Source organism: Rhodococcus sp. 15-2388-1-1a (assembly GCF_002259145.1).
Lineage (GTDB): Bacteria > Actinomycetota > Actinomycetes > Mycobacteriales > Mycobacteriaceae > Rhodococcoides.
Genome location: NZ_NPFP01000008.1, coordinates 12,750 through 36,083, shown reverse-complemented (window position 1 = coordinate 36,083; position 23,334 = coordinate 12,750). Strand labels below are relative to the sequence as shown.

Genomic DNA, 23,334 nt, shown 5'->3' with positions numbered 1-23,334 from the left:
GTTCCCGGGTTCCGACGGGAACCGAACGCGCTCTCGGACCGTCAATGTCGGTGTGAGCGTCATCGAATCGAACGAGCCGCCGGACATCGCGGACACGTCGGCCCCGGGCTCGAGACCCCGCGCCGAACATCACAGCTTTCTCTCGCGTGCCGCACCGTTCGAGCCACCGCTCTGCTCCGGCGCCGTGCACACGTGGGATCCAGCGGCACCCGCCGAACCGCCGCAGGCCCGCCACCGACCAACAGTGCGCAGCAACCGTTCTCGACGACGCATCGAGCCACCCGATCGGCCACCGGTGCCCGCCGATGCACGCTCGAGTGCCGACCGCGCGATGCGCATGATGATCGAGGTGATCGACCGACGACGCAGCGCAGACCAGTTGTCGGCGTTGTTCACCGCCTCGATGATCGACCTGGTGCGCACCATAGTGCGGAACCCACCGCCGGGCCGACGACTCGGCTTCGCTGCCGTACACCGAGTACATGTGGCGTACCAGTCGGATGTCTCCGCGGAGATCTTCGGCTCCTACACCCGCGGCCCGCGGATGTTCGCCTTCGCCGGCCGAATCGAGCTGGCCATCGACCCACGCCGCCCCGGGTGGACGGTTACATCGTTGCGAGTGGGGTGAGGGTCGCGTCGCCCGGTGGCGACGCGACCCTCGTGCACTACTTCTTGCGCTTGGAGCGCGCTGTCTTCTTGGGTGCCTTGCTCTGAGTCCTCGCCGCTTCGCGACGCTCGCGGCGAGTGCCCTCGGCCGCGGACTCGCTGCCGGACGTGGACGGCCCGGCTCGGCGCACGGCAGTGCCACCGCCCTCGGCCGGCCCGGAGAAGGTCAGTCTCTGCTCTTCCTGCTCGTCGAGACCCTTGGCCCGCAGAGCCGAGGGCACCGCGGGAGCCGTAGGTGCGGGAGCAGTGGGGGCCGGAGCAGAGGTGGCCTGAGCAGTGGGGGCCGGAGCCGTCGGCGCGGGTGCAGCGGCGGGTGTCGCGGCCGGGCGGCCGGAGCCCACCGGGGAGGACAGTCCAGGAGCCACCGCGAGACCTGCCGACGCCGCAGGGCCGGTCGGAGCCGGTGTCGCCTCGACCTGCAGGTTGAACAGGAATCCGACCGACTCCTCCTTCAAGCCGTCGAGCATGCCCTGGAACATGTCGTAGCCCTCACGCTGGTATTCGACCAGCGGGTCGCGCTGCGCCATCGCGCGCAGGCCGATGCCTTCCTTGAGGTAGTCCATCTCGTAGAGGTGCTCGCGCCACTTGCGGTCGAGGACCGACAGCAGCACTCGACGCTCGAGTTCGCGCATTCCGTTCTCGCCGGCGATACCGTCGATCTCGGCCTCGCGGTTGGCGTACGCAGATCGTGCGTCCTCGAGCAATGCCTCACGCAACTCGTCGCGGCTCAGATCGCCCTTCTCGCCGTCCTCGTTCTCGCCGGCGAGCACCTTGTGGTCGATTCCCACCGGGTAGAGAGTCTTCAGCGCGGTCCAGAGCTGCTCCAGATCCCAGTCCTCGACGTAGCCCTCACCGGTGGCACCGTCGACGTAGGCGGTGATCACGTCGGTGATCATGCCCTCGACCTGGCCCTCCATGTCGGCACCTTCGAGGATGCGGCGGCGCTCCTCGTAGATGACGGTGCGCTGCTGGTTCATCACCTCGTCGTACTTGAGAACGTTCTTGCGGATCTCGAAGTTCTGCTGCTCGACCTGCGTCTGAGCGCTCTTGATGGCCTTGGACACCATCTTGGCTTCGATCGGGACGTCGTCGGGCAGGTTGAGCCGGGTCATGATCGACTCGAGTGCGCCACCGTTGAATCGACGCATCAACTCGTCGCCGAGCGAGAGGTAGAAACGCGATTCGCCCGGATCACCCTGACGACCGGAGCGGCCTCGGAGCTGGTTGTCGATACGGCGAGAATCGTGTCGCTCGGTACCGAGGACGTAGAGACCGCCGGCCTCGCGCACAGTATCGGCGTCGGCCTTGACCTGCGCCTTGACCTCCTCGAGCGCAGGCTCCCAGGCAGCCTCGTACTCCTCTGGGGTCTCGACCGGGTCCAAGCCCTGCTTCCGGAGCTGCAGATCGGCGAGGATGTCCGGGTTGCCGCCGAGCACCACGTCGGTGCCTCGACCGGCCATGTTGGTCGCCACCGTCACCGCGCCCTGCCGGCCCGCCTCGGCGATGATCGTCGCTTCCTGCTCGTGGAACTTCGCGTTCAACACGTTGTGAGCGACACCGCGCTTGGTGAACTGCTTCGACAGGTACTCCGAGCGCTCGACGCTCGTCGTGCCGATGAGGACCGGCTGGCCCTTCTCGTGCCGCTCGACGACGTCGTCCACGACGGCGTCGAACTTGGCCTCTTCCGTCTTGTAGATCAGGTCACCGTTGTCCACGCGGACCATCGGACGGTTGGTCGGAATCGGAATGACACCGAGGCCGTAGATCTGATGGAGCTCGGCGGCCTCGGTCTCGGCGGTACCCGTCATGCCCGAGAGCTTGTCGTAGAGGCGGAAGTAGTTCTGCAGGGTGATCGTCGCCAGAGTCTGATTCTCGGCCTTGATCTCCACCTTTTCCTTGGCCTCGATCGCCTGGTGCATGCCCTCGTTGTAGCGACGTCCCACCAGGATGCGGCCGGTGAACTCGTCGACGATGATGACCTCACCGTCGCGGACGATGTAGTCCTTGTCCTTGGTGTAGAGCTCTTTGGCCTTGATCGCGTTGTTGAGGTAGTTCACCAGCGGTGAGTTGGCGGCCTCGTAGAGATTGTCGATGCCGAGCTGATCCTCGACCAGTTCGACGCCTGCCTCGTGTACACCGATGGTCCGCTTGCGGATGTCGACCTCGTAGTGGGTGTCGATCTTCAGCATCGGCGCGATACGGGCGAACTCTCCGTACCACTTGCTCGACGCGTCGGCCGGTCCCGAGATGATCAGCGGCGTACGGGCCTCGTCGATGAGGATGGAGTCGACCTCGTCGACGACGGCGAAGTTGTGGCCGCGCTGCACGAGGTCGTCGAGCGAGTGCGTCATGTTGTCGCGCAGGTAGTCGAAGCCGAACTCGTTGTTGGTGCCGTAGGTGATGTCCGCGGCATAGGCGGCGCGGCGTTCCACCGGGGTCATGCCGGAAAGGATCACGTCGACCGAGAGACCGAGGAAACGGTGCACGCGGCCCATCCACTCCGAGTCGCGCTTGGCGAGGTAGTCGTTGACCGTCACCACGTGCACACCCTCGCTGGAGATGGCATTGAGGTACGCGGGCAGAACACACGTCAGTGTCTTGCCCTCACCGGTCTTCATCTCGGCGATGTTGCCGAAGTGCAGGGCGGCACCGCCCATGACCTGAACGTCGAAGTGTCGCTGCGACAGCACTCGCCAGGAGGCCTCACGGGCCACGGCGAATGCTTCGGGCAGGAGCTGATCCAGGGTCTCGCCGGCGGAGTACCTCTCCCTGAACTCCGCGGTCTTGCCGCGCAGTTCGTCGTCGGAGAGGCTCTCGACGTCCGGAGACAGGGTCGAGACGTGGTCGGCGATGCTCTTGAGCCGCTTGACCATGCGACCTTCACCGACACGGAGCAGCTTGGAAAACGACAGCGACGGCACGGGCTTTCTCGTCCTCGATCCTCGGTTCATGGGTACTGGTACCAACAACACTGCATACTGCACGAGCTCACGGGTTCGTCACCACGACATCTGCGCGGCGGGTAACCCGAACGCGTCCATGGTAGGCGGTGTCGCTGTGAACCCGGCAGCCCGACTATCGGTCGTCGGAGATCGCCGGTCGGCCATTCGGACAACACCGACACAGCACTGCAGGCTCGACGTGGGGATCGAGTCTCCGGCGTCGAGCCTGCAGCGGTGAAAAGATTTCACGGACGGCGAACGTGTCGAGCCGTCCCGCGCGGTCCGATCAGGTCAGCCTGATCAAGCCGTAATCGAAGGCGTGCCGTCGGTACACGACCGAGGGGCGATCGCTTGCGCTGTCGTGGAACAGGAAGAAATCGTGGCCGACGAGTTCCATTTCGTACAGTGCGTCGTCGACGCTCATCGGTGCGGCCGAGTGAATCTTCGTTCGCACGATGTGCCCCGGGCCGCTCTGGTCGTCCTCGAACGAGTCGAGTTTCGTCTCGGGGTCGAGTGCCAGCGTGTCGTCCTCGGCGAGTTCGGCAGTGGCCTCGGCGACGGAAACGGGCCTCTTCTCGCCGTAGTGAACCTTGCGACGGTCCTTGGTGCGCCGGAGTCTGCTCTCGAGTTTCGACGTCACCGCTTCGAGTGCGGCATAGAAACTGTCGGCGCACGCTTCGGCTCGAACGACCGGCCCCTTGCCCTTCGCGGTGATCTCCACGCGTTGACATGCCTTGGCCTGGCGGCGATTTCGTTCGTGCTGCAGTTCGACGTCGAACAGGTAGATGGAGGGGTCGAAGCGCTCGAGGCGAGCCAGTTTCTCGGAGACATATATCCGGAAATGATCCGGTATCTCGACGTTGCGGCCCTTGACCACAACGTCCGCATTGCTCTTGGGGGGTTCTTCGGAGGGCTTCTCGTCGAAGAAAACCGAGGCTTGTGAAGGGGTCGTCACGCGTACCTCCAGATATCGGCCACGCCCACTGTTGGACGTGGCAAGTGTGCATGCCGAATGGGGAACCTTCCGGCATCAAAGTCCGGGGCATCACCTCACATCTGGTCCAGTTGGGGCGTGTCCGCGACGTTAGTCGGTCATCGACTCGTGTGCCACCGTTCACCCCGAATTGGTTGTCGGCGTGTCCCCCTCCATCACATTCAGGCACTCGCCACCACCAGCGCTCCGGACACCGGCACTTCCAATTCGGTTAGCACTCTTACCGATTCGGCCAACGTAGCGCCGGTGGTCACGACGTCGTCGATCAGCAGAACGGTGAAGTCGGCCGATCGCGTCACACGTGCGTCGCCTCGCGGACGTGCCACCCCGACAGCCTCGATCCGGCCTGCCACATTGTGCTGACGTTGCCCCGCCGACAGTCCGACCGAATCACGGACTCCGCCGCTCATGCGGAGCAACTCGGGAACGAGCACTCGTTCCGGTGCCAACCGTTCGGCAGCGATTCGAGCGCATCGCAGAACGGGATCGCCCCCGCGAGCCCGTGCCGCACGAGCCCGAGAGGGCGCGCAGATCAGAATCAGCGAACTCAGCTCGGGTGGATCGATCTCACCTGCATCGCGTAGGTGTCCGACGGCCTCGGCGAGCGCTCGCCCGAAAGGCCGGGCCACCGACCGCCGACCTCGCTCCTTCAGAGCGATCACACCACTGCGACGCGGCCCGCTGTACGTACCGAGGGACCAGCACGGCACACCGGGATCGACTCGTGGCCGAACGGCGATGGGCGGGACGAACAGGGCCAGAGAACACACAGTGCACCAGTGCTCCCCCGGCACACCGCACCCGGCGCACTCGAGGGGCAGAACCAGATCGAGGAGCGTCCGCATGAACGCGGAGTCTGCACGGGCCCACCGACAGACAGCTGCGGCCGACGTCAGCCGGGCAGAATGGGCACTGCTTTCACTCCGGCCAATCCGGTGACCTCACGCCAGTACCGATCGCCGACCGGATCGGCATTGTTGAGGGCGAACACGGCGCGTGCATCGGCCACGTACTCCGTCTCCGGCGAGGCATCGACCGCCAACACCGGAGTGGTCAGGTTGCGTGAGGGCAGCGGATCCATCCGGGATCCGTCGACGGTCACCTGGACCACCGGTGCGTCGGTGGCGACCCGCGCGATCACGATGGTGTCGCCGGTACTCCAGTCCAAACTCGTGGCGTCGCTACCGAGTCCGATGGCCACGGCCCTCGGCTCGGTGAGGGAGTACACACCCGAGGGCTCGCGGACCACCGTCGCCACGTACACGACGCCGTCGACGATGAGCGCCGCTCGCACTCCGTCTCGGGCCAGTCGCAGTTCGGTGATCCGGTTGCCGAGTGTCGTGACGGCGGTGGCCTCGACCGGTATCACCGATACCTGTCCGGTAGAGGGATCGCGGGCGGCTCGGATGACGTTGGTGCCGTCGATCACCGCCCACGCCGCGTTGTCGTCGGCCCCCCACGTGGGCCGCGTGATCGACTGTCCCTCGGCCACCGGGAACGCGCCGCCGTCGTAGCTGCCGACCATGAGCGTGCTCGACGGCGCGGGGGCAGGCCGTCCGGTGTCGGCGACGCCCGCCACGAGCGTGCCGTCGTTGGACAGTGCCACCGAGCGCAGGTTGCGGGCCTGTCCGAAGTACCCGGGAGCGGGGGTCGTCTCCGCCTCGTCGACGCGCAGCAAAGTGCCGGACGCGAGTGCGTGCAGTCCGACACTGTCGTCGGTGCTGCCCAGCGGATCGAAGGAGTCGACGCCTGCGGTGGTCCACCCGTCGGGCTTGGTCGTGTCGATGGGTTGGCCGTCGGCAAGCAACACGTACGGCCCTGCCACCTCGGCCGAGGCGAGCGTCCAGATCACTTGAGCGGCAAGCAGTTCACGGTCGCGGTCACCCTTGTTCTGCAGGCCACCGAAGTCGATCTTGATGCCACCGAGCCCCACCCCCACCTGTGCGGTCTGACCGTCGGCCTTGGTGATCGGCCCGCGAATACTCACGTCGTCGGACAGTTCGTTGCTCACCGCGGCCGACAGCGCCGACTTGGGACCGTCGATGAGCAGCTGTACGAGTTGGTTGGCGAGCTGGTCCTGCGATCCACTGGTCCAGCGCACATCGGGCACGAGCACGCCACCGAGCGGATCGACGAAGTACAGCGATCGCTGCTGATAGGTGTTCAGAAACGCGGATCGATCGATGACGACGCCGGGCGGCAGTTTCGAGATTCGCCACTGCCCGTCCACGCGTTCCATCTCGATCGCGGCGTCGAAGGTGTCCGAGCCGGCCTGGTACTCGCCGCCGGACGCCAGCATCCCGGCCGTCGTCGAGCGGATCGTGAACTGCGCGGTATCAGCGGTACGTGGACCGGACAGGGTGTCGATCCGGTCCGCGACGACCGTACGTGCGCCGTCGTCCCAGGTTCCCGACGCCTCCTCGGTGAGAAACTGCCGGGCGGCCTGGTGCCTGTTGGCCGAGACGGCGCTGGCCTCGAAGAAGTCGTCCAGCAAGCGATCGGGCTCGCGTCCCGGCTCGGGAGCCGGAGCACTGGTGGGCACGGCCCCGGCGGTCAAGGTGCCGATGGCCTGAGGGCTGGACGACTCGGGAAGGCTGGCGCATCCGCCCACGAGGGCGACGACGAGCGCGCACATCGCCAGCACTCGGGTGCTGCGACGACACGAGAAGATCACGTCGCGGGCTCCGACGCGGATGTCTTCGATGCGGTGATCGCGGGAATCGGTTGTCCTTGAGCGAATTTCTTGGTGCTGGGTTTGAGGGGCAGTGGGGATCCGATCACCTTGTGCCCGCGCACGAGCGGCAGGGTGAGTCGGAAACATGCGCCTTCGCCTACTGCTCCCCACGCTTCGAGCTTACCGTCGTGCAGGCGGGCGTCCTCGACGCTGATCGCCAGCCCAAGGCCGGTACCGCCGGATCGTCGAACACGGGAGGGATCCGAGCGCCAGAACCGGTTGAACACCAGCTTCTCTTCACCCGGTCGCAGACCGACTCCCTGATCTCGCACGACGAATGCTGCCGCGTCGGCGTCCGAGCGCAGCCGCAGCAGGACCGGTTTGCCTTCACCGTGGTCGAGTGCGTTGGCCAGCAGATTGCGCAGAATCCGTTCCACCCGTCGGGGGTCGACCTCGGCGACGACTGCGGTCTCGGGCATGTCGACGATCACTTCGGTACCGGTCTCGCGCGCCAGGTGCCGCACGGTCGACACTGCCGCTCGGGCGCACATGCGCAGGTCGAGCTGTTCGGCGGCCAGTTCGGCGACGCCCGCGTCGTGGCGGCTGATCTCCAGCAGGTCGCCGAGCAGGGTCTCGAACCGATCGAGCTCGTTGACCAACAGCTCCGAGGATCTCTTGAGAGCAGGCTCGAGGTCGTCGCTGGCGTCGTGGATCAGGTCTGCCGCCATCCGAACTGTGGTGAGCGGGGTGCGCAGTTCGTGGCTGACGTCGGAGGTGAATCGGCGCTGCAGGTTTCCGAATTCTTCGAGCTGGGTGATCTGTTTGGACAGACTCTCGGCCATCTCGTTGAACGACATCGCGAGTCTGGCCATGTCGTCCTCGCCGCGGACGGGCATGCGCTCCTTGAGCCTGCCGTCGGCGAACCGCACCGCGATCCTCGACGCCGAACGAATGGGCAGGACCACCTGACGTGCGACGAGCATCGCAATCGCCGCGAGCAATACCAGCAGCACCACTGCGCCGATGAACAACGTGCCGCGCACGAGAGAGAGCGTGCGATCCTCGCTGGCCAACGGGAAGATGAGATAGAGCTGCAGGGCCGAGATGTCGGATCCGGTGGGAGATCCCATGATCAGCGCAGAGCCGGAGTAGCCGCCGTCACTGTCGGTGACCGTCGCATACTGCGAGCTGATCAGGCCCTTCTTGACGAAGTCGCGCAGGCTGTTCGGGATCTGATCGACCGGACCGACCGAGGCCTCTGCGCGGGTGGCGTCGCCTTCCACGATCAGGACCGGATCGAACGATCCCGCCGACCCGGTGGTCGACGCGGCGTCGAGGTCCTGGTTCGTCAGCGCCGCCCTGGCTCGTTCGAGGCGCGTCGCGAGCCCGCTCGAATCGTCGGCTCCGGCGAGGTTGCCCTCCACTGTGGTCCGCGAACGGTCGAGTTCCTCGGTGGCGGCGGACAGCTTCGCCTCGAGTAGTCGATCGGTGATCTGACTGGTCAACACCACCCCGAGGATGAGGATGACCACCAGGGACAGAGTCAGCGTCGACACGACGACGCGCAGCTGTAGTGATCGTCGCCAGGCATGGCCCAGCGACGTACTCAGCGAGCGAAACCAACGCAGTACGGGAGAGAACTTGCCGTTGATTCGCCGCCGAGAATGGGAGAAACGGATCACGGCGGTCCGGCCTTGTAGCCGACCCCCCTCACGGTCAACACCACCTCGGGGTTCTCCGGATCCTTCTCGACCTTGGCGCGCAGCCGCTGCACGTGCACGTTGACCAGTCGGGTGTCGGCCGCGTGGCGGTAGCCCCAGACCTGTTCGAGCAACACCTCTCGGGTGAACACCTGACGCGGCTTGCGTGCCAATGCGACGAGCAGATCGAACTCGAGTGGAGTGAGGGAGACGAGTTCGTCGCCGCGACTGACCTTGTGAGCCGGCACGTCGATGACGATGTCCGCGATGGACAGCAGTTCGGCGGGTTCGTCCTCGGTCCTGCGCAAGCGCGCGCGAACCCGGGCGACCAGTTCCTTCGGCTTGAACGGCTTCATGATGTAGTCGTCCGCACCGGACTCGAGACCCAGGACGACATCGACGGTGTCGGTCTTGGCCGTCAGCATGACGATCGGCACGCCCGAATCGGCGCGCAGGACTCGGCACACGTCGATGCCGTTCATGCCGGGAAGCATCAGATCCAGCAGCACCAGGTCCGGCCGGTTCTCGCGCACGGCCGCCAGTGCTTGAGTACCGTCGCCGACCACGAAGGGCTCGAATCCCTCACCGCGCAACACGATGGTGAGCATCTCCGCCAGAGCCGAATCGTCGTCCACAACCAGAATCCGAGGCTTCATGGTCCTATGGTGTCACTTTCCGAACGCCTGATGGCTGATTGAACATGTCGGCGGCGAGTCGATCGGGATCCACGTCGGCGGTGACGACGTGCCACGGCGATACCCAGTGCGAGGCGGCGAGCCTGCCGTACGCAGCCGAGGTTCGGCTCTGCAGTGAGCCGTCGCGCTCGTAGACATCCCGGGTGCGGGCGGCGTCCGCACTCTCACGGGCCGCAGCACGCTCGGCGGCGAGCGCCACCGGGACGTCGAGGAGAATCTGGACATCGGGAACGGGCACAGCGAATCGGTCGAATTCGAGTGACCTGATCCACTCGACGGCCTCGCCGTCGGCGGACTGCTCGAGCCGAGCGGCGGTGTAGGCGGCATTGGATGCCACGTACCGATCGAGAAGAACGATATCGTTGTCCGAGAGCAGCTTTCGGATCTCATCGCCCGCGTCCCGGCGATCGAGCGCGAACAACAGGGCCATCGCATGCACGCTGCTCGCGGTGTCACCGTGTTCGCCGTGCAACGCCTCCGCGGCCAGATCGGCGTGAACCGACCGGCCGTACCGGGGAAACCCGATCCGCTCGACCGACAGGCCGTCACGCTCCCACGCCGAAACGAGTCGACGGGCGAGCGTGTTCTTGCCCGCTCCGTCGACTCCTTCGATGACGAACAGTTTTCCCACTACCGGACCGGTCCGTCGGTCAGTAGCGGTAGTGCTCGGGCTTGTACGGGCCCTCGACGTCGACTCCGATGTACTCGGCCTGCTCCTTGGTGAGCTTGGTGATCGAGCCGCCGAGCGCTTCGACGTGGATGCGCGCGACCTTCTCGTCGAGGTGCTTGGGCAGGCGGTAGACCTCGTTGTCGTACTCGTCCGGCTTCGTCCACAGTTCGATCTGAGCGATGACCTGGTTGGAGAAACTGTTGCTCATGACGAACGACGGGTGACCCGTGGCGTTGCCGAGATTGAGCAGACGGCCCTCGGACAGCACGATGATCGAGTGCCCGTCCTTGAACTGGTACTCGTCGACCTGCGGCTTGATGTTGATCCGCGTGACATCGGGGGCCTTCTCCAGACCGGCCATGTCGATCTCGTTGTCGAAGTGACCGATGTTGCCCAGGATTGCCTGGTGCTTCATCTTGCGCATGTGCTCGAACGTGATGATCGACAGGTTGCCCGTCGAGGTGATCACGATGTCGGCCTGCTCGATGAATTCCTCGACCGTGCGCACGTCGAAGCCGTCCATGAGCGCCTGCAGCGCGTTGATCGGATCGGCCTCGGTGACGGTCACACGTGCACCCTGGCCCTTGAGCGCCTCGGCGCAGCCCTTGCCCACGTCGCCGTAGCCACAGACCAGAACGGCCTTGCCGCCGATGAGAACGTCGGTGCCGCGGTTGATGCCGTCGATCAGCGAGTGGCGGGTGCCGTACTTGTTGTCGAACTTGCTCTTGGTCACCGAGTCGTTGACGTTGATGGCGGGGAACGTGAGCTCGCCCGCAGCCGCGAACTGGTACAGCCGCAGCACGCCGGTGGTGGTCTCTTCGGTGACGCCCTGTACGGACTCGGCAACCTCGGTCCACTTGGACTTCGACGCCTCCAGTGAACGACGCAGCAGGCCGAGGAAGACCTTGTACTCGTCCGAATCGTGATCGTCGTCGGTCGGCGGGACGACGCCTGCCTTCTCGAACTGCGCGCCGCGCAGCACCAGCATCGTGGCGTCGCCACCGTCGTCGAGAATCATGTTGGCGGGCTGATCGGGCCAGGTGAGCATCTGCTCGGCCGCCCACCAGTACTCTTCGAGGCTTTCGCCCTTCCAGGCGAACACCGGGACGCCCTTGGGCTCCTCGACGGTGCCGTACGGACCGACGACGACGGCCGCCGCTGCGTGGTCCTGGGTGGAGAAGATGTTGCAGGACGCCCACCGGACCTCGGCTCCGAGTGCAACCAGCGTCTCGATCAGCACCGCGGTCTGCACGGTCATGTGCAGCGATCCCGAAACTCGCGCTCCCTTGAGCGGCTGTACGTCGGCGTATTCGCGACGCAGCGCGATCAAGCCGGGCATCTCGTGCTCGGCGAGCCGGATTTCCTTGCGGCCGAATTCTGCGAGCGACAGGTCTGCGACCTTGAAGTCGATTCCACCGCGGTGATCCACGGTGAGTGCCGATCCTGACGTAACTGAGGTCGTCATCTTGCCTCTCCTGTTGACTGAGTGTCTGCCGTCCAGGCTATCGGGTCCGCGCACTCCTGGTTCCGGCTGCCCGGAGGTGCAGCAGCGGAGCATGCGCAACGACCCGATTGTCGAGAACCCGCTCTATCCGTTTCGTCCGGCTCGCGCCAGGATTCGAGCCCGTTTGCGAGGCAGGATGTTCGCGCGGGTGATATCTCCCTGGTAGTGCGCCAGTACCCGCCGGTCCATCACTCGACGCCACAGCGGCGGAATTGCGGCGAGCATCACCATCGAGGCGTAGCCGGCGGGGAGCTGAGGAGCCTCGTCGCACGAGAGCAGGGTCTGATAGCGCTTGCCTGGATTGGCGTGATGGTCGCTGTGTCGCTGCAGGTGGTACAGGAAAATGTTGGTACAGATCCTGTCGCTGTTCCAGCTGTGGCGGGGCGAGCACCGAACGTACTTCCCGCGATCGTTCTTCTCGCGGAGCAGGGCGTAGTGCTCCACGTAGTTCACCATCTCGAGCAGAACGAATCCGACGACGGCCTGCAACAGAAGGTACGGCGCGATGGACCAGCCGAACACGATCAGCAGCGAGCCGAACAGCACGACGCTGAGCAGCCACGTGTGCAGCAGCGCATTGGTCGGGCTCGCGACCGAGCGGCCCTTGCGCCGAAGCCGCTGCGACTCGAGCTTCCATGCGGAGGTCAGGCCGAGGATCGTGCTGCGCGGCACGAAGCTCCACACGCTCTCGCCGAGCCGTGCGCTCGCGGGGTCGTCCGGGGTTGCCACTCGAACGTGATGCCCTCGGTTGTGCTCGACGTAGAAGTGACCGTAGAGCGTCTGCGAGAGGGCGATCTTGGCCAACCAGCGCTCGTGCTGCTCGATCCGATGTCCCAGTTCGTGAGCGGCATTGATACCGGTTCCGGCCACCAGGCCCACCGTCACGGCGAGCCCGATCTTGTCCACCACGGTCAGCTCGCCGTACGCCCACATCCAACACGCGACGATCAGCCCGACGAACTGAATGGGAAGGAAAAGGTAGGTACACCAGCGGTAGTAGCGATCGTTCTGCAGTTTCTCGCTCGCCGACTCGTCCGGGTTGTGCCCGTCCTCACCGGCGATCAGGTCGATCACCGGAATGATCACGAAGAACACCAGCACGCCGCTCCACCAGAACAGCGATATGCCTGTCCAGTAGACCAACTGCGACGGCAGCAATGCCGACGCCGGGGCCAACAGCCCCAGCATCCATAGATAACGTTTGTTGTCCTGCCAGCGAACCGACCGTTCACTGGCCTTCGAATCCCGCCCCCCGAAAGCGACACCCGAACCCTCCAACGAAGGAATTCGGCCGTCCACACTCACTGTTTCAACACCCTCTCATCGAACTTTTTGAGTCCTCCAAGTCTGTTTTCGAGGGTATAACATTCCAGCGGTTTGATGTGACGCTATCTAAATTCAGGCGAGAATCGCTGGTCAGGACATCAATCGGCGCGTAAGCCCGGTCAGTGCTCCGACTTCTCGATGCGAGATTTCTCGGCTTCGCGCTGTCCCATCACCGAGTGCCGCCTGCTGTACACGACGTAGATGACGACACCGGCGGCCATCCAGACCAGGAAACGCAGCCATGTTTCGACCGACAGGTTCAGCATCAACCACAGGCAGGCCAGGACCGCGAGGATCGGCACCAGGGGAACCCAGGGAACGCGGAAACCGCGCTCCAGGTCGGGGCGAGTTCTGCGCAGGACGAGAACCCCGGCCGAAACCAGCACGAACGCGAACAGCGTGCCGATGTTCACCATTTCCTCGAGCGTGCCGAGCGGAACGAACGCAGCGAGCAGGCCGACGATGACACCGACCAGAATCGTGGTCCGGACCGGCGTGCCCTTCTTTCCGGTGTGTGCCAGTGCCCGCGGCACCAGTCCGTCTCGCGACATCGCGAAGAGCACTCGGGTCTGCCCGAGCATCAACACCATCACCACGGTCGTCAGACCGGCGAGTGCACCGAAGGAGATGATGTTCTTGGCCCACGTCAGCCCGTTCAGCTCGAATGCCGTCGCCAGCGTGGAACTGTCACCGGCCAGGTCGGTGTACTTGACCATTCCGGTCAGAACCAGGGTGACGGCCACGTAGAGCACGGTGACGATCGCGAGCGATCCGAGGATTCCTCGCGGGAGTGCCTTCTGCGGTTCCTTGGTTTCCTCGGCGGTCGTTGCCACCACATCGAATCCGATGAAGGCGAAGAACACGAGGGACGCCGCGGCCAGCAGTCCGTAAGCACCGAACGTGCTGCCGCCTGCTCCCGTGACGAACGAGAAAAGAGACTGATGCAGTCCCTCGCCCGTGGAGCCCGGTTGCGACGGCGGAATGTAGGGGTCGTAGTTGGCGACCTTGATGTAGAAGGCCCCGAGCACGACCACGAACAGAACGACGATCACCTTCACCGCCGTGATGACCAGCGACACCCGTGAGGACAACTTGGTGCCCGACGCGATGAGCACCGTCAGGACCACCACGATCAGCAGTGCACCCCAATCGAAGTTCAGTGAGCCGATCTCGAGCACCGGAGCGGCCGTACCGAGCAGATCGCCCAGATAGAGCGACCACGCCTTCGCCACCACGGCGGCTGCGAGGCCGAACTCGAGGATGAGATCCCATCCGATGATCCATGCGATGAACTCACCGAACGCCGCATACGAGAACGTGTACGCACTTCCGGCCACCGGCACCGTGGATGCGAACTCCGCGTAACACAGCGCCGCGAGGCCACATGCGATCGCCGCGAGCACGAAGGCCAACGACACTGCCGGTCCCGCAACGTTTCCGGCCGTCCGCGCGGTCAGGGTGAAGATGCCGGCACCGACAGCGACGGCGACGCCGAACACGGTCAGATCCCAGGATCCGAGTTCTTTCCGGAGTTTCGTGTCCGGCTCGTCGGTGTCCTGGATCGACTGCTCGATCGATTTGGTCCGGAACCAACCCGTCGTACGTGGGGTCTTCGCGGGCCGGTCTGCTCTGGTCATCGGTTCTCCGTATCGCCACTTCAACTCGGTGACGGATCACCGAGCTCATCCGTCACTTCTTCACTGTGGCATCAGACTATTGCCTCGCGGCACGCCATTTGCACAATCGCGCGGTTCGAAGCGACAGATGCCGGCGACACGCGATCTACAGGCGGCCGACGGAGGCCACGAACACCTCGGCCTCGCCCGAATCGGCGGTCACGGTGATGGATTCGTCTGCAGCGGGTATCCAGGCCGAGCTGCCCTGCGGCACCGTCAGCTCGAACTGTCGGCCTGCGGTACCGGCCACGACAGTGCCACTCGTGCACAGCAGAATTCTCGGACCGGAGCCGGGAACGGAGACCGTCTCCCCCGCAGCAACCGCAGTTCGGCTCAACGCGAATTCGGGTGCAGGCGTCGGATACAGGTAGGTCGGCCGATCGCCGACCCCCGGGGTGATGGGCGAGATGTCGGCAGGCTCGAAATCCAGCACGCGCAACAGTTCCGGGACGTCGACGTGTTTGGGAGTCAGTCCGCCGCGCAACACGTTGTCGGAGTTCGCCATGATCTCCACACCGGTACCGCGCAAGTACGCGTGCAGGTTTCCGGCGTCGAGGTACAGCCCCTGGCCGGGAGTCAGTGTCACCCGATTGAGCAGCAGCGCCGCGAGCACTCCGGCGTCACCGGGGTACGACTCCCCGAGCTCGAGCAGAGTTCTGGCCTCGGCGGCGAATCGTCCACCGTCGGTGCGAGCAGGACCGGAGAGATAGTCGATGCATCCCTGGGCGACGGCGGGCAGGATGTCGTCCAATGCCTGCCCGGGCAGCGTGATCCACGAGGTGAACACGGTGCGCAGCCCGGAGGCATCGGGCTGGGCGGCCAGCAGGGTGCGATACCCGGCCAGCGCGGGGACGGCCAACGCGTCGAGCAGTTCGACGGTGTCGGTGGGACGCCGGAAGCCCGCCAACGCCTCGAACTCGGTGAGCGCGACGATGAGCTCGGGCTTGTGATTCGGATCGCGGTAGTTGCGTACCGGAGAATCGATGGGGACACCCGCGGCGTTCTCGCGTGCAAAACCTTCACGGGCCTGAGCACTGCTGGGATGCGCCTGCAAGGACAACGGCTCTTCTGCGGCAAGCAATTTCAGCAGGTACGGCAGACGCGAGTCGTAGTGCTGCGCAGAACCACCCAGGTGGGTGGCCGGATCGCCGTCGATCAGCGTGAGCAGTGGCGTACTGCCACCCTCGTGCACCACGTGCGCGGAGTCGGCCGGGTGAGCTCCGAGCCAGATCTCTGCCTCGGGATGATCGGACGGGACCGGGCGGCCCTGAATCCGAGCCAGTGCGGTTCGCGAACCCCATGCGTAGGACCGAACCGCGCCTCGCAAGAGCTGCACTAGCTACCGCCCATCAACAGCAGATACGCGGCAGTGGTGTCCAACCGCGTCGCCAACACGGACATCGTGTCGAGCACCGAGAGTCTAGCCGGATCCGGTGCCGCTGCGGGGTTGTCGAATTCCGATCTCGCGCGCTCGCCGCCGAACAGAGCCTCACTCGAATCGGCGAGCAACAATTCCGACTCCGGGACACCGGCGATTCGTCGTTCGGTCATCGCGCGATCGGCGTCCGAGGCCACCACGATCACGCGCATCGGCAGCGCCGGCGGTGGCCCGTCGAGCTGCTCGTCGTGAAATAACGAGTCGAATGTCTGTGGCGTGCGGGACGATTCGACGACGGACGCCCGGATGGACGCGGCAATGACATCGCCCAACTCCCCCGCACCGACGACGACACCCGCCACGCGCAGCAGCACCTCGCTGCCGTGCCGAGCCACCTCGACCGCGACGGGACTGCCCCCGGTCAACACCACCCGCCGTCCGTTCAACCCACTGGCGAGGGCCTTGGCCGGATTGTGGAACATCTCGTTGGACGGGCTGTTTCGTACCGCCTCCGCGTCGAGCAGGTCGGCAAGACGAGAAAGATTGGGCAGCAACGTCTTCCACGAGCCGCCGGCAACCGCCCCGAGTACCGCGACGAACGCAGCGAGGTAGCGCATCAGAGCATTGTGGTCACGGACTGCGATTCGAGGTGGCAGCCACATGACTCTGGCACCCCGGACGGCACGCAGCGGCCCCTCCTCGGGAGCGACCACCACGACTTCGGCACCACGCCGGGCTGCCGCGTCCACCGACTCGGCCAAACGTGGATCTCCGGCGTCGTCGCCTGCCACCACCACCACGTCGAGTGGGCCGATCCACGGCGGAGTGCCGGTGCTGCGTACCAGAGGGACCCCGAGGCGATCACCGAGCGCGGCGACGAGCAGTGACGCCGCCCGACTGCTCCGCCCGTCGCCGGTGACGATCACCACGCTCCGGGGACGCAGATCGGCCAACCGGGCGAGGACCGACTCGTCCACTGCGGTCGCGACGGCACGCACCTGTGCGCCCGCCAGCGCTGCGCTGCGCAAGGAGCCCTCGCGATCGGCTGCGATGAGAGCATCCGAATCGTCGAGATCGACCAGAGACGACACTGCCGTCATGGCTGCGACACCTCCCCTTACGTCACCCGCTCGAAACGCCTGCATACCCACTCACGAACCCTCGGTAACCACTATTCCAGTCCGGCGCGAACGATGCTCAATATCTCCGTCGAAAGCGCATCGACATCGGCTCCGGTACGTGCTTCGACGTTGAGCCGCAGGAGCGGTTCGGTATTCGAGGCCCGCAGGTTGAACCAGGCACCGTCGGCCAGATCGACCGTCACTCCGTCGAGTCGGTCGATGCCCGCAGTCCGATCGGCGAATGCCGCCAGGACCGCCTCGGTGCGTTCTGCGGCATCGTCGACGGTCGAGTTGATCTCGCCCGATGCACTGTAGGTCTCGTAGCTGGCCATCATTTCCGACAGCGGACGATCCTGTGCCCCGAGTGCGGCGAGAACGTGCAGCGCGGCGAGCATGCCGGAGTCCGCACCCCAGAAATCACGGAAGTAGTAGTGAGCGGAATGTTCGCCGCCGAAGATCGCTCCGGTGTCGGCCATCTGCTGCTTGATGAAGGAGTGCCCCACCCGGGTGCGAACCGGTGTGCCTCCGAGCTCGGTGACCAGTTCCGGTACCGCGCGCGAGGTGATCAGATTGTGGATGATCACCGCGCCCGGCTCCTTGGCCAGTTCCCGTTCGGCCACCAGGCAGGTGACTGCGGACGGCGAGACGGGGTCGCCCTTCTCGTCGACGACGAAGCACCGATCCGCGTCGCCGTCGAAGGCGAGTCCGATATCGGCACCGGTCTCGACGACGAAACGCTGCAGATCCACCAGGTTCGCCGGATCGAGCGGATTGGCCTCGTGATTGGGAAAGCTACCGTCGAGCTCGAAGAAGAGCGGCTCGATCGTCACCGGCAGTGGCCCGAACACCGCGGGCACCGTGTGTCCGCCCATTCCGTTCCCGGCGTCAACGGCGATCTTCATGGACCCGATTCCCGACAGATCGACCAGGTCTCGGACGAACTGTGCGTATTCGTCGAGCACATCTCGGGATGTCGCTGTTCCGGACGGTCCGTCGAACTCCGGTACCCCGTCCACCAATTCGGCTTTGACCGTGGCCAATCCGGTGTCCTGGCCCACCGGCTTGGCACCGGCGCGGCAGAGCTTGATCCCGTTGTACTTCGCCGGATTGTGACTGGCGGTGAACATGGCTCCCGGGCATTCGAGCATTCCGGAGGCGAAGTAGAGCTGATCGGTCGACGCCAGCCCGATGTGGACCACGTCGAGGCCCTGTGCGGTGACGCCGTCGGCGAACGCCCGAGACAGCGCGGGCGAGGAATCACGCATGTCGTGGCCGATGACCACCGAGCGCGCGGCCCCTGCCTCGTCACGAACCAATCGTGCGAACGATGCACCGACGTCACGCACGAACGCCTCGTCGATCTGCTCACCTACGACGCCACGGACGTCGTAGGCCTTGATGACGGCGTTGACGGACTCTGCGGTTCGGGCCACGAAGATTCTCCTGGTGATCGTTGTCGACGACGCCGCTCATCGGCGTCGGATATCGAGCGTCGGTAGCGGTGCGATCCACACCAAGTATCGGCAGACCGTCGCGATCCGTTTCGGTCCTGCTCCTCGAACCTTGCCAGACTCAGGACGGACCGGCCAGTCGGACCGATGCACACCACACTCGGTGTGCTCGGGCGGCTCAGGACGTGGGGTCGGGAAGAACTCGAAGGTGCCCGCGCCTGCCCGTTCGGACGGCCGGAGCGGATCTGCGTTCGGTCTCGGACGGCCGTGAGGCCGAGCGGTCGGCGCTGTCACGGTCCTCGGAGCGGATGCGATCGCCGCGACCGGCCTCGCGTACGGCCTCCGCGAGGGCCGTCAGATCGTCCTCGTCGGGGCTCGACGTCGAGTAGCCGCCTTCGTAACGCACCAGTTCCCAGCCCTTGGGCGCGGTGGTGGTCGATGCGTGCACCTCGCACAGATCCCAGGAATGCGGTTCGTCGACTGTCGCGAGCGGTCCGACGACCGCAGTGGAGTCGGAGTAGACGTATGTGAGCGTCGCAACGGCAGAACGGTTGCAACCAGGCCTGCAGCAGCCACGCAGTGATCTCACGAGTGCAGAGTATCCGGTGGGTGCAACCGACCGAACGACCGACACACCGGACGAGCGCGATAACCTCCCCCTATGCCTCGATTCTCATCCGCGCGCAGGATCACTTCTCGGTCCGTGGCTCGGCACGGCCGCGGCGTCCGCGGACCGGTTCTGCCCGAGGACATCCCGGCCAGGCGCTCACGAGCCGAGAAGTTCGACCGACTGGTGCTCGAGGCGTTCGCGCGGATCGATCATCGCTGGCACGAGAAGCTCTCGAAGCTCGACATCGCCGTGGACGAGGTACCGAAGATCAGGGCGTTGGATCCGGAATCGGTGACGTGGCCACCGGAGGTGGTGGCGGAAGGTCCGGTACCGCTCTCGCGATTGGTACCCGCAGGCATAGACAAGCGCGGGGAGACGACACGCGCCAGGGTGGTGCTGTTCCGTCGACCGCTGGAACGGCGCGCGAAGCACCCGGAGGACCTGGAAGATCTGTTGTTCGAAGTTCTGGTCGAGCAAGTGGCCACGTATCTCGGCATCGACCCCGACGAGGTCGACCCGGCCGGGGAGTGAACGAGCCCTCGGGGCCCGTCGGAACCGGGCTTCTCAGCCGATTCCGCGCTTGAGCCTGCGACGCTCCCTCTCGGACAACCCGCCCCAGATACCGAACCGCTCGTCGTTGGCGAGCGCGTATTCGAGGCACTCGTCCTTGACCTCACAGCCGAGGCAGATGCGCTTCGCCTCGCGGGTGGAGCCACCCTTCTCCGGGAAGAAGGCCTCGGGGTCGGTCTGCGCGCACAGAGCACGCTCCTGCCACTGGTCCTCGATCTCCTCGAACATCTCGTCGAAACCCGCGACGAGACTGAGGAACGGCTTGGCCGGTGGAACCGACTCGGCGACGAACGGCATCGAGTCGACGTCGGAATCCGACTCGAGTTCGACATCCGAGTCGCCGTCGATGACGTCGACGTCGTTGTCGGTCTCGTCCGTTCGCTCGACGTACGCAGAACCCGCGTCGATCGAGACGCTCGAATCTGCGCCGATGCCGGACTCGGTTTGCGGCGCGTCGTCGACAGCGCTGAGGTGTGCAGTGGGTCCGCCCCGCTGATCACGTGTCACGTGCTGGTCATACATCGCTTCCGCCTCCTCACCTGTGGTAGCGCAGATACTTTCGGTCCTCGTGTTCTCGAATACCTTGCCCCACGCCGGTATTCGATCGAGCTGGTCCAACGTGCCGGTCCGACTCTCGACCTCTACTCGACGTCCAGTCAGGGACGAAGAGGAAGGGAACGAGTGTTCGAAACCAGGTTCGCTGCAATCGAACTCGTGCTGCGAACACTGAATGACATACCTGTGATTAGACACGTCCAGGTGTGTCGCGGTCAAGCCGATCGCACAAATCCAATACCATCACATGCCCGAAATCGGCGCTCTCCCCGGATCGAAGCCCGTCCCGTGCGTGTCGCATCGGTTCTCGCCGTCGCAAACGGTCCACGCGGACGTTGCGGCCCCGGGTGGGCGCTCACCCCACACCACCGCAACCCCACTAGGCTCGGGTGTTGTGAAAGTTACTGTTCTGGTCGGTGGCGTCGGTGGCGCTCGGTTTCTGCAGGGCCTGAAAACGTTGTTCGGCGACGAACCCGAGCACGAGATCACCGCAGTGGTCAACGTCGGCGACGACGTGTGGATGCACGGGCTCCGCATCTGCCCGGATCTCGACACGTGCATGTACACCCTCGGCGGAGGAATCGACACCGATCGCGGCTGGGGTCGCATCGCGGAAACCTGGAACGCTCGGGACGAGTTGGCGGCCTACGGTGCCGATCCCGACTGGTTCGGACTCGGCGACCGCGACATCGCCACACACCTGATCCGCAGTCGTATGTTGCGCACCGGCTTTCCGCTGTCCGCCGTCACCGAAGCCCTGTGCAACCGTTGGCAACCCGGAGTCCGGCTCCTGCCCGTCACCGACGATCGCTCCGAGACCCACGTCGTCGTCACCGATCCGGACGACCCGAGCGGTGAGCAGCAGCGCGCAATTCATTTCCAGGAGTGGTGGGTTCGGTACCGGGCACAGATTCCCACCCACAGCTTCGCCAACATCGGGGCCGAACAGGCAACTCCGGCACCGGGAGTCGTCGAGGCGATCGCCGAGGCCGACGCCGTCGTCCTCGCTCCGTCCAATCCGGTGGTGAGCGTCGGTGCGATCCTCGCGGTGCCGGGTATCCGCGGGGCCCTTCGCACGACGGCCGCCAAGGTGGTCGGCCTCTCCCCCGTCGTCGACGGTAAGCCGTTGCGCGGCATGGCCGACGAGTGCCTGTCCGTCATCGGAGTCGAGACCACGGCGCAGGCGGTGGGCCGTCACTACGGAAGCCGAAGCGGCACCGGCATTCTCGACGCATGGCTGGTGCACACAACCGATACGGCAGTCGTCGACGGTGTGGACGTGCAGTCGGTTCCGTTGCTGATGACCGACCCCGAGACCACTGCGGCGATGGCCCGCACCGCTCTGCGCGCAGCCGGACTCGACCTGTGACCGACACTCACGATCCCGATTCGATCCGGTCGACACCCGAGGATCACGCTCCCGGCGGCTCGATCGAGATACTGCCGGTGACCGGGCTCCCCGAGTTTCGGCCGGGCGACGATCTGGCTGCGACCGTTGCGGACCGAGCGCCGTGGTTGCGTGACGGCGACATCCTGATCGTCACCAGCAAGATCATCTCCAAGGTCGAGGGCCGTCTGGTGCAGGCACCTCGTGATGCGGACGAGCGAGATGCCGCCCGCAGAGTCCTCGTGGAACAGGAAGCCGTGCGCATCGTCGCACGCAAGGGCCGAACCCTCATCACCGAGAATCGACTCGGCATAGTGCAGGCCGCGTCGGGAATCGACGGCTCCAACGTCGACGGTGGCGAACTGGCGCTGCTGCCTGAGAACCCCGACGCCAGTGCCGCAGCGCTGCGCACTGCACTCGGTTCGCTGCTGGGGGTGACGGTCGCCGTGGTCGTCACCGACACCATGGGGCGCGCATGGCGGATCGGCCAGACCGACGCCGCCATCGGTGCCGCGGGCCTGGGCGTCGTACACGCGTACGCCGGAGCCGAGGACGGTCAAGGCAACGAGCTCGTCGTCACCGAGGTCGCGATCGCCGACGAGCTCGCTGCCGCGGGCGATCTGGTGAAGGGCAAACTCGGTGGGGTTCCGATTGCCGTCGTACGCGGACTGACTCCCGTCGACGACGGTTCGACCGCTGCGACGCTGCTGCGCGGCGGCGAGGACGATCTGTTCTGGCTCGGTACCGCCGAGGCACTCGATCGTGGTCGACGCGAGGCGCTGCTGCGCCGACGGTCGGTGCGCTCGTTCACCGACGAACCGGTCGACCCCGACTCCGTTCGTGCGGCCGTTGCCGATGCGCTCACCGCCCCGGCCCCGCACCACACCCGTCCGGTTCGGTTCGTCTGGGTCAGGACCCCCGCTGTCCGGCGTCGGCTGCTCGAGACGATGCGTGAGCAATGGCGAGCCGATCTGGCCGGCGACGGGCTGAGCGAGGAGCGGATCACCGCCAGACTCGGCCGCGGCGACATCCTGTTCGACGCCCCCGAGATCGTGATCCCGTTCTGCGTGCCCGACGGCGCGCACTCGTATCCCGACGAGAGGCGTCGAACCGCGGAGGACACGATGTTCACCGTCGCAGTCGGTGCGGCCGTGCAAGGACTGCTCGTCGCCCTCGCGGTGCGTGATCTGGGCAGCTGTTGGATCGGTTCGACGATCTTCGCAGCCGATACCGTGCGCGCCGAACTCGGCCTGCGTGCAGATTGGAAAGCGATGGGAGCCATCGCAATCGGGCACCCCAGCGAATCCCTGACCGTTCGGGATCCGGTGGTTCCCGGGTCGTCACTGTTGGAGCTCTGACGTGTCGGCGTCGACGCCGCCTCACTCGACTCTATGGAGTTCGGTCGGGGCATCGCT

General features: G+C 65.4%; 19 protein-coding genes. 4 read left to right on the top strand and 15 right to left on the bottom strand.

Going from position 1 to position 23,334, the window contains the following annotated elements:
* Positions 1-52 precede the first annotated feature (52 nt).
* Positions 53-628: an Rv3235 family protein gene (locus CH302_RS04640; RefSeq protein ID WP_141216602.1), complete on the top strand. Its 576-nt coding sequence runs from the start codon at positions 53-55 to the stop codon at positions 626-628.
* A 37-nt stretch (positions 629-665) separates the two neighbouring features.
* Here CH302_RS04640 and secA read toward each other — a convergent pair whose 3' ends face one another.
* From secA to CH302_RS04570, 14 genes are all read right to left on the bottom strand, one after another.
* On the bottom strand, positions 666-3,587 hold the full coding sequence (gene secA, locus CH302_RS04635) for a preprotein translocase subunit SecA (RefSeq protein WP_037189904.1): 2,922 nt from the start codon (positions 3,585-3,587) through the stop codon (positions 666-668).
* Positions 3,588-3,894: 307 nt separating this feature from the next.
* Complete coding sequence (gene hpf, locus CH302_RS04630; RefSeq protein ID WP_037189906.1) at positions 3,895-4,563, bottom strand: ribosome hibernation-promoting factor, HPF/YfiA family; 669 nt, start codon at positions 4,561-4,563, stop codon at positions 3,895-3,897.
* 200 nt (positions 4,564-4,763) lie between these two features.
* On the bottom strand, positions 4,764-5,447 hold the full coding sequence (locus CH302_RS04625; RefSeq protein WP_037189909.1) for a ComF family protein: 684 nt from the start codon (positions 5,445-5,447) through the stop codon (positions 4,764-4,766).
* Positions 5,448-5,494: 47 nt separating this feature from the next.
* Positions 5,495-7,237 (bottom strand): MtrAB system accessory lipoprotein LpqB, encoded by a 1,743-nt coding sequence (gene lpqB / locus CH302_RS04620; protein WP_052047595.1) that lies wholly within the window; start codon positions 7,235-7,237, stop codon positions 5,495-5,497.
* 35 nt (positions 7,238-7,272) lie between these two features.
* Positions 7,273-8,958, bottom strand: coding sequence for an MtrAB system histidine kinase MtrB (mtrB, locus tag CH302_RS04615; RefSeq protein WP_037189910.1), 1,686 nt, complete (start codon positions 8,956-8,958; stop codon positions 7,273-7,275).
* On the bottom strand, positions 8,955-9,632 hold the full coding sequence (gene mtrA, locus CH302_RS04610) for an MtrAB system response regulator MtrA (RefSeq protein WP_027496508.1): 678 nt from the start codon (positions 9,630-9,632) through the stop codon (positions 8,955-8,957). Before mtrA ends, mtrB begins: the two co-directional genes overlap by 4 nt.
* A gap of 4 nt (positions 9,633-9,636) precedes the next feature.
* Positions 9,637-10,302: a dTMP kinase gene (locus CH302_RS04605; RefSeq protein ID WP_037189912.1), complete on the bottom strand. Its 666-nt coding sequence runs from the start codon at positions 10,300-10,302 to the stop codon at positions 9,637-9,639.
* Between the two features lie 19 nt (positions 10,303-10,321).
* The gene (gene ahcY, locus CH302_RS04600) at positions 10,322-11,806 is read right to left on the bottom strand and encodes an adenosylhomocysteinase (protein ID WP_037189914.1); all 1,485 of its coding nucleotides are present in this window, start codon (positions 11,804-11,806) and stop codon (positions 10,322-10,324) included.
* A 123-nt stretch (positions 11,807-11,929) separates the two neighbouring features.
* The gene (locus CH302_RS04595) at positions 11,930-13,033 is read right to left on the bottom strand and encodes an alkane 1-monooxygenase (protein WP_230596230.1); all 1,104 of its coding nucleotides are present in this window, start codon (positions 13,031-13,033) and stop codon (positions 11,930-11,932) included.
* A gap of 257 nt (positions 13,034-13,290) precedes the next feature.
* Positions 13,291-14,808, bottom strand: coding sequence for an amino acid permease (locus CH302_RS04590; RefSeq protein WP_037189916.1), 1,518 nt, complete (start codon positions 14,806-14,808; stop codon positions 13,291-13,293).
* 145 nt (positions 14,809-14,953) lie between these two features.
* Positions 14,954-16,183, bottom strand: a complete 1,230-nt coding sequence (gene manA / locus CH302_RS04585; RefSeq protein WP_037189917.1) for a mannose-6-phosphate isomerase, class I — start codon at positions 16,181-16,183, stop codon at positions 14,954-14,956.
* A complete protein-coding gene (locus CH302_RS04580; protein ID WP_037189918.1) occupies positions 16,183-17,325 on the bottom strand; it encodes a TobH protein in 1,143 nt (380 codons plus the stop codon). The genes manA and CH302_RS04580 overlap by 1 nt, the downstream gene beginning before the upstream one ends.
* Before the next feature lie 71 nt (positions 17,326-17,396).
* Entirely contained in the window at positions 17,397-18,779 is a 1,383-nt protein-coding gene (locus tag CH302_RS04575) for a phosphomannomutase/phosphoglucomutase (protein WP_037189919.1), read from the bottom strand.
* A 196-nt stretch (positions 18,780-18,975) separates the two neighbouring features.
* Positions 18,976-19,386: a DUF3499 domain-containing protein gene (locus CH302_RS04570; protein WP_170946053.1), complete on the bottom strand. Its 411-nt coding sequence runs from the start codon at positions 19,384-19,386 to the stop codon at positions 18,976-18,978.
* Positions 19,387-19,458: 72 nt separating this feature from the next.
* On the opposite strand from CH302_RS04570, the gene CH302_RS04565 reads away from it, so the two are divergent.
* Entirely contained in the window at positions 19,459-19,938 is a 480-nt protein-coding gene (locus CH302_RS04565; protein WP_037189920.1) for a metallopeptidase family protein, read from the top strand.
* A gap of 33 nt (positions 19,939-19,971) precedes the next feature.
* Here the strand turns inward: CH302_RS04565 and CH302_RS04560 are convergent, their stop codons facing one another.
* Complete coding sequence (locus tag CH302_RS04560; protein ID WP_027496498.1) at positions 19,972-20,205, bottom strand: WhiB family transcriptional regulator; 234 nt, start codon at positions 20,203-20,205, stop codon at positions 19,972-19,974.
* 721 nt (positions 20,206-20,926) lie between these two features.
* On the opposite strand from CH302_RS04560, the gene cofD reads away from it, so the two are divergent.
* Both cofD and CH302_RS04550 read left to right on the top strand, forming a co-directional pair.
* Positions 20,927-21,901, top strand: coding sequence for a 2-phospho-L-lactate transferase (cofD, locus tag CH302_RS04555; protein WP_037189921.1), 975 nt, complete (start codon positions 20,927-20,929; stop codon positions 21,899-21,901).
* Entirely contained in the window at positions 21,898-23,277 is a 1,380-nt protein-coding gene (locus CH302_RS04550; RefSeq protein ID WP_052047542.1) for a coenzyme F420-0:L-glutamate ligase, read from the top strand. The genes cofD and CH302_RS04550 overlap by 4 nt, the downstream gene beginning before the upstream one ends.
* Positions 23,278-23,334: the final 57 nt, after the last annotated feature.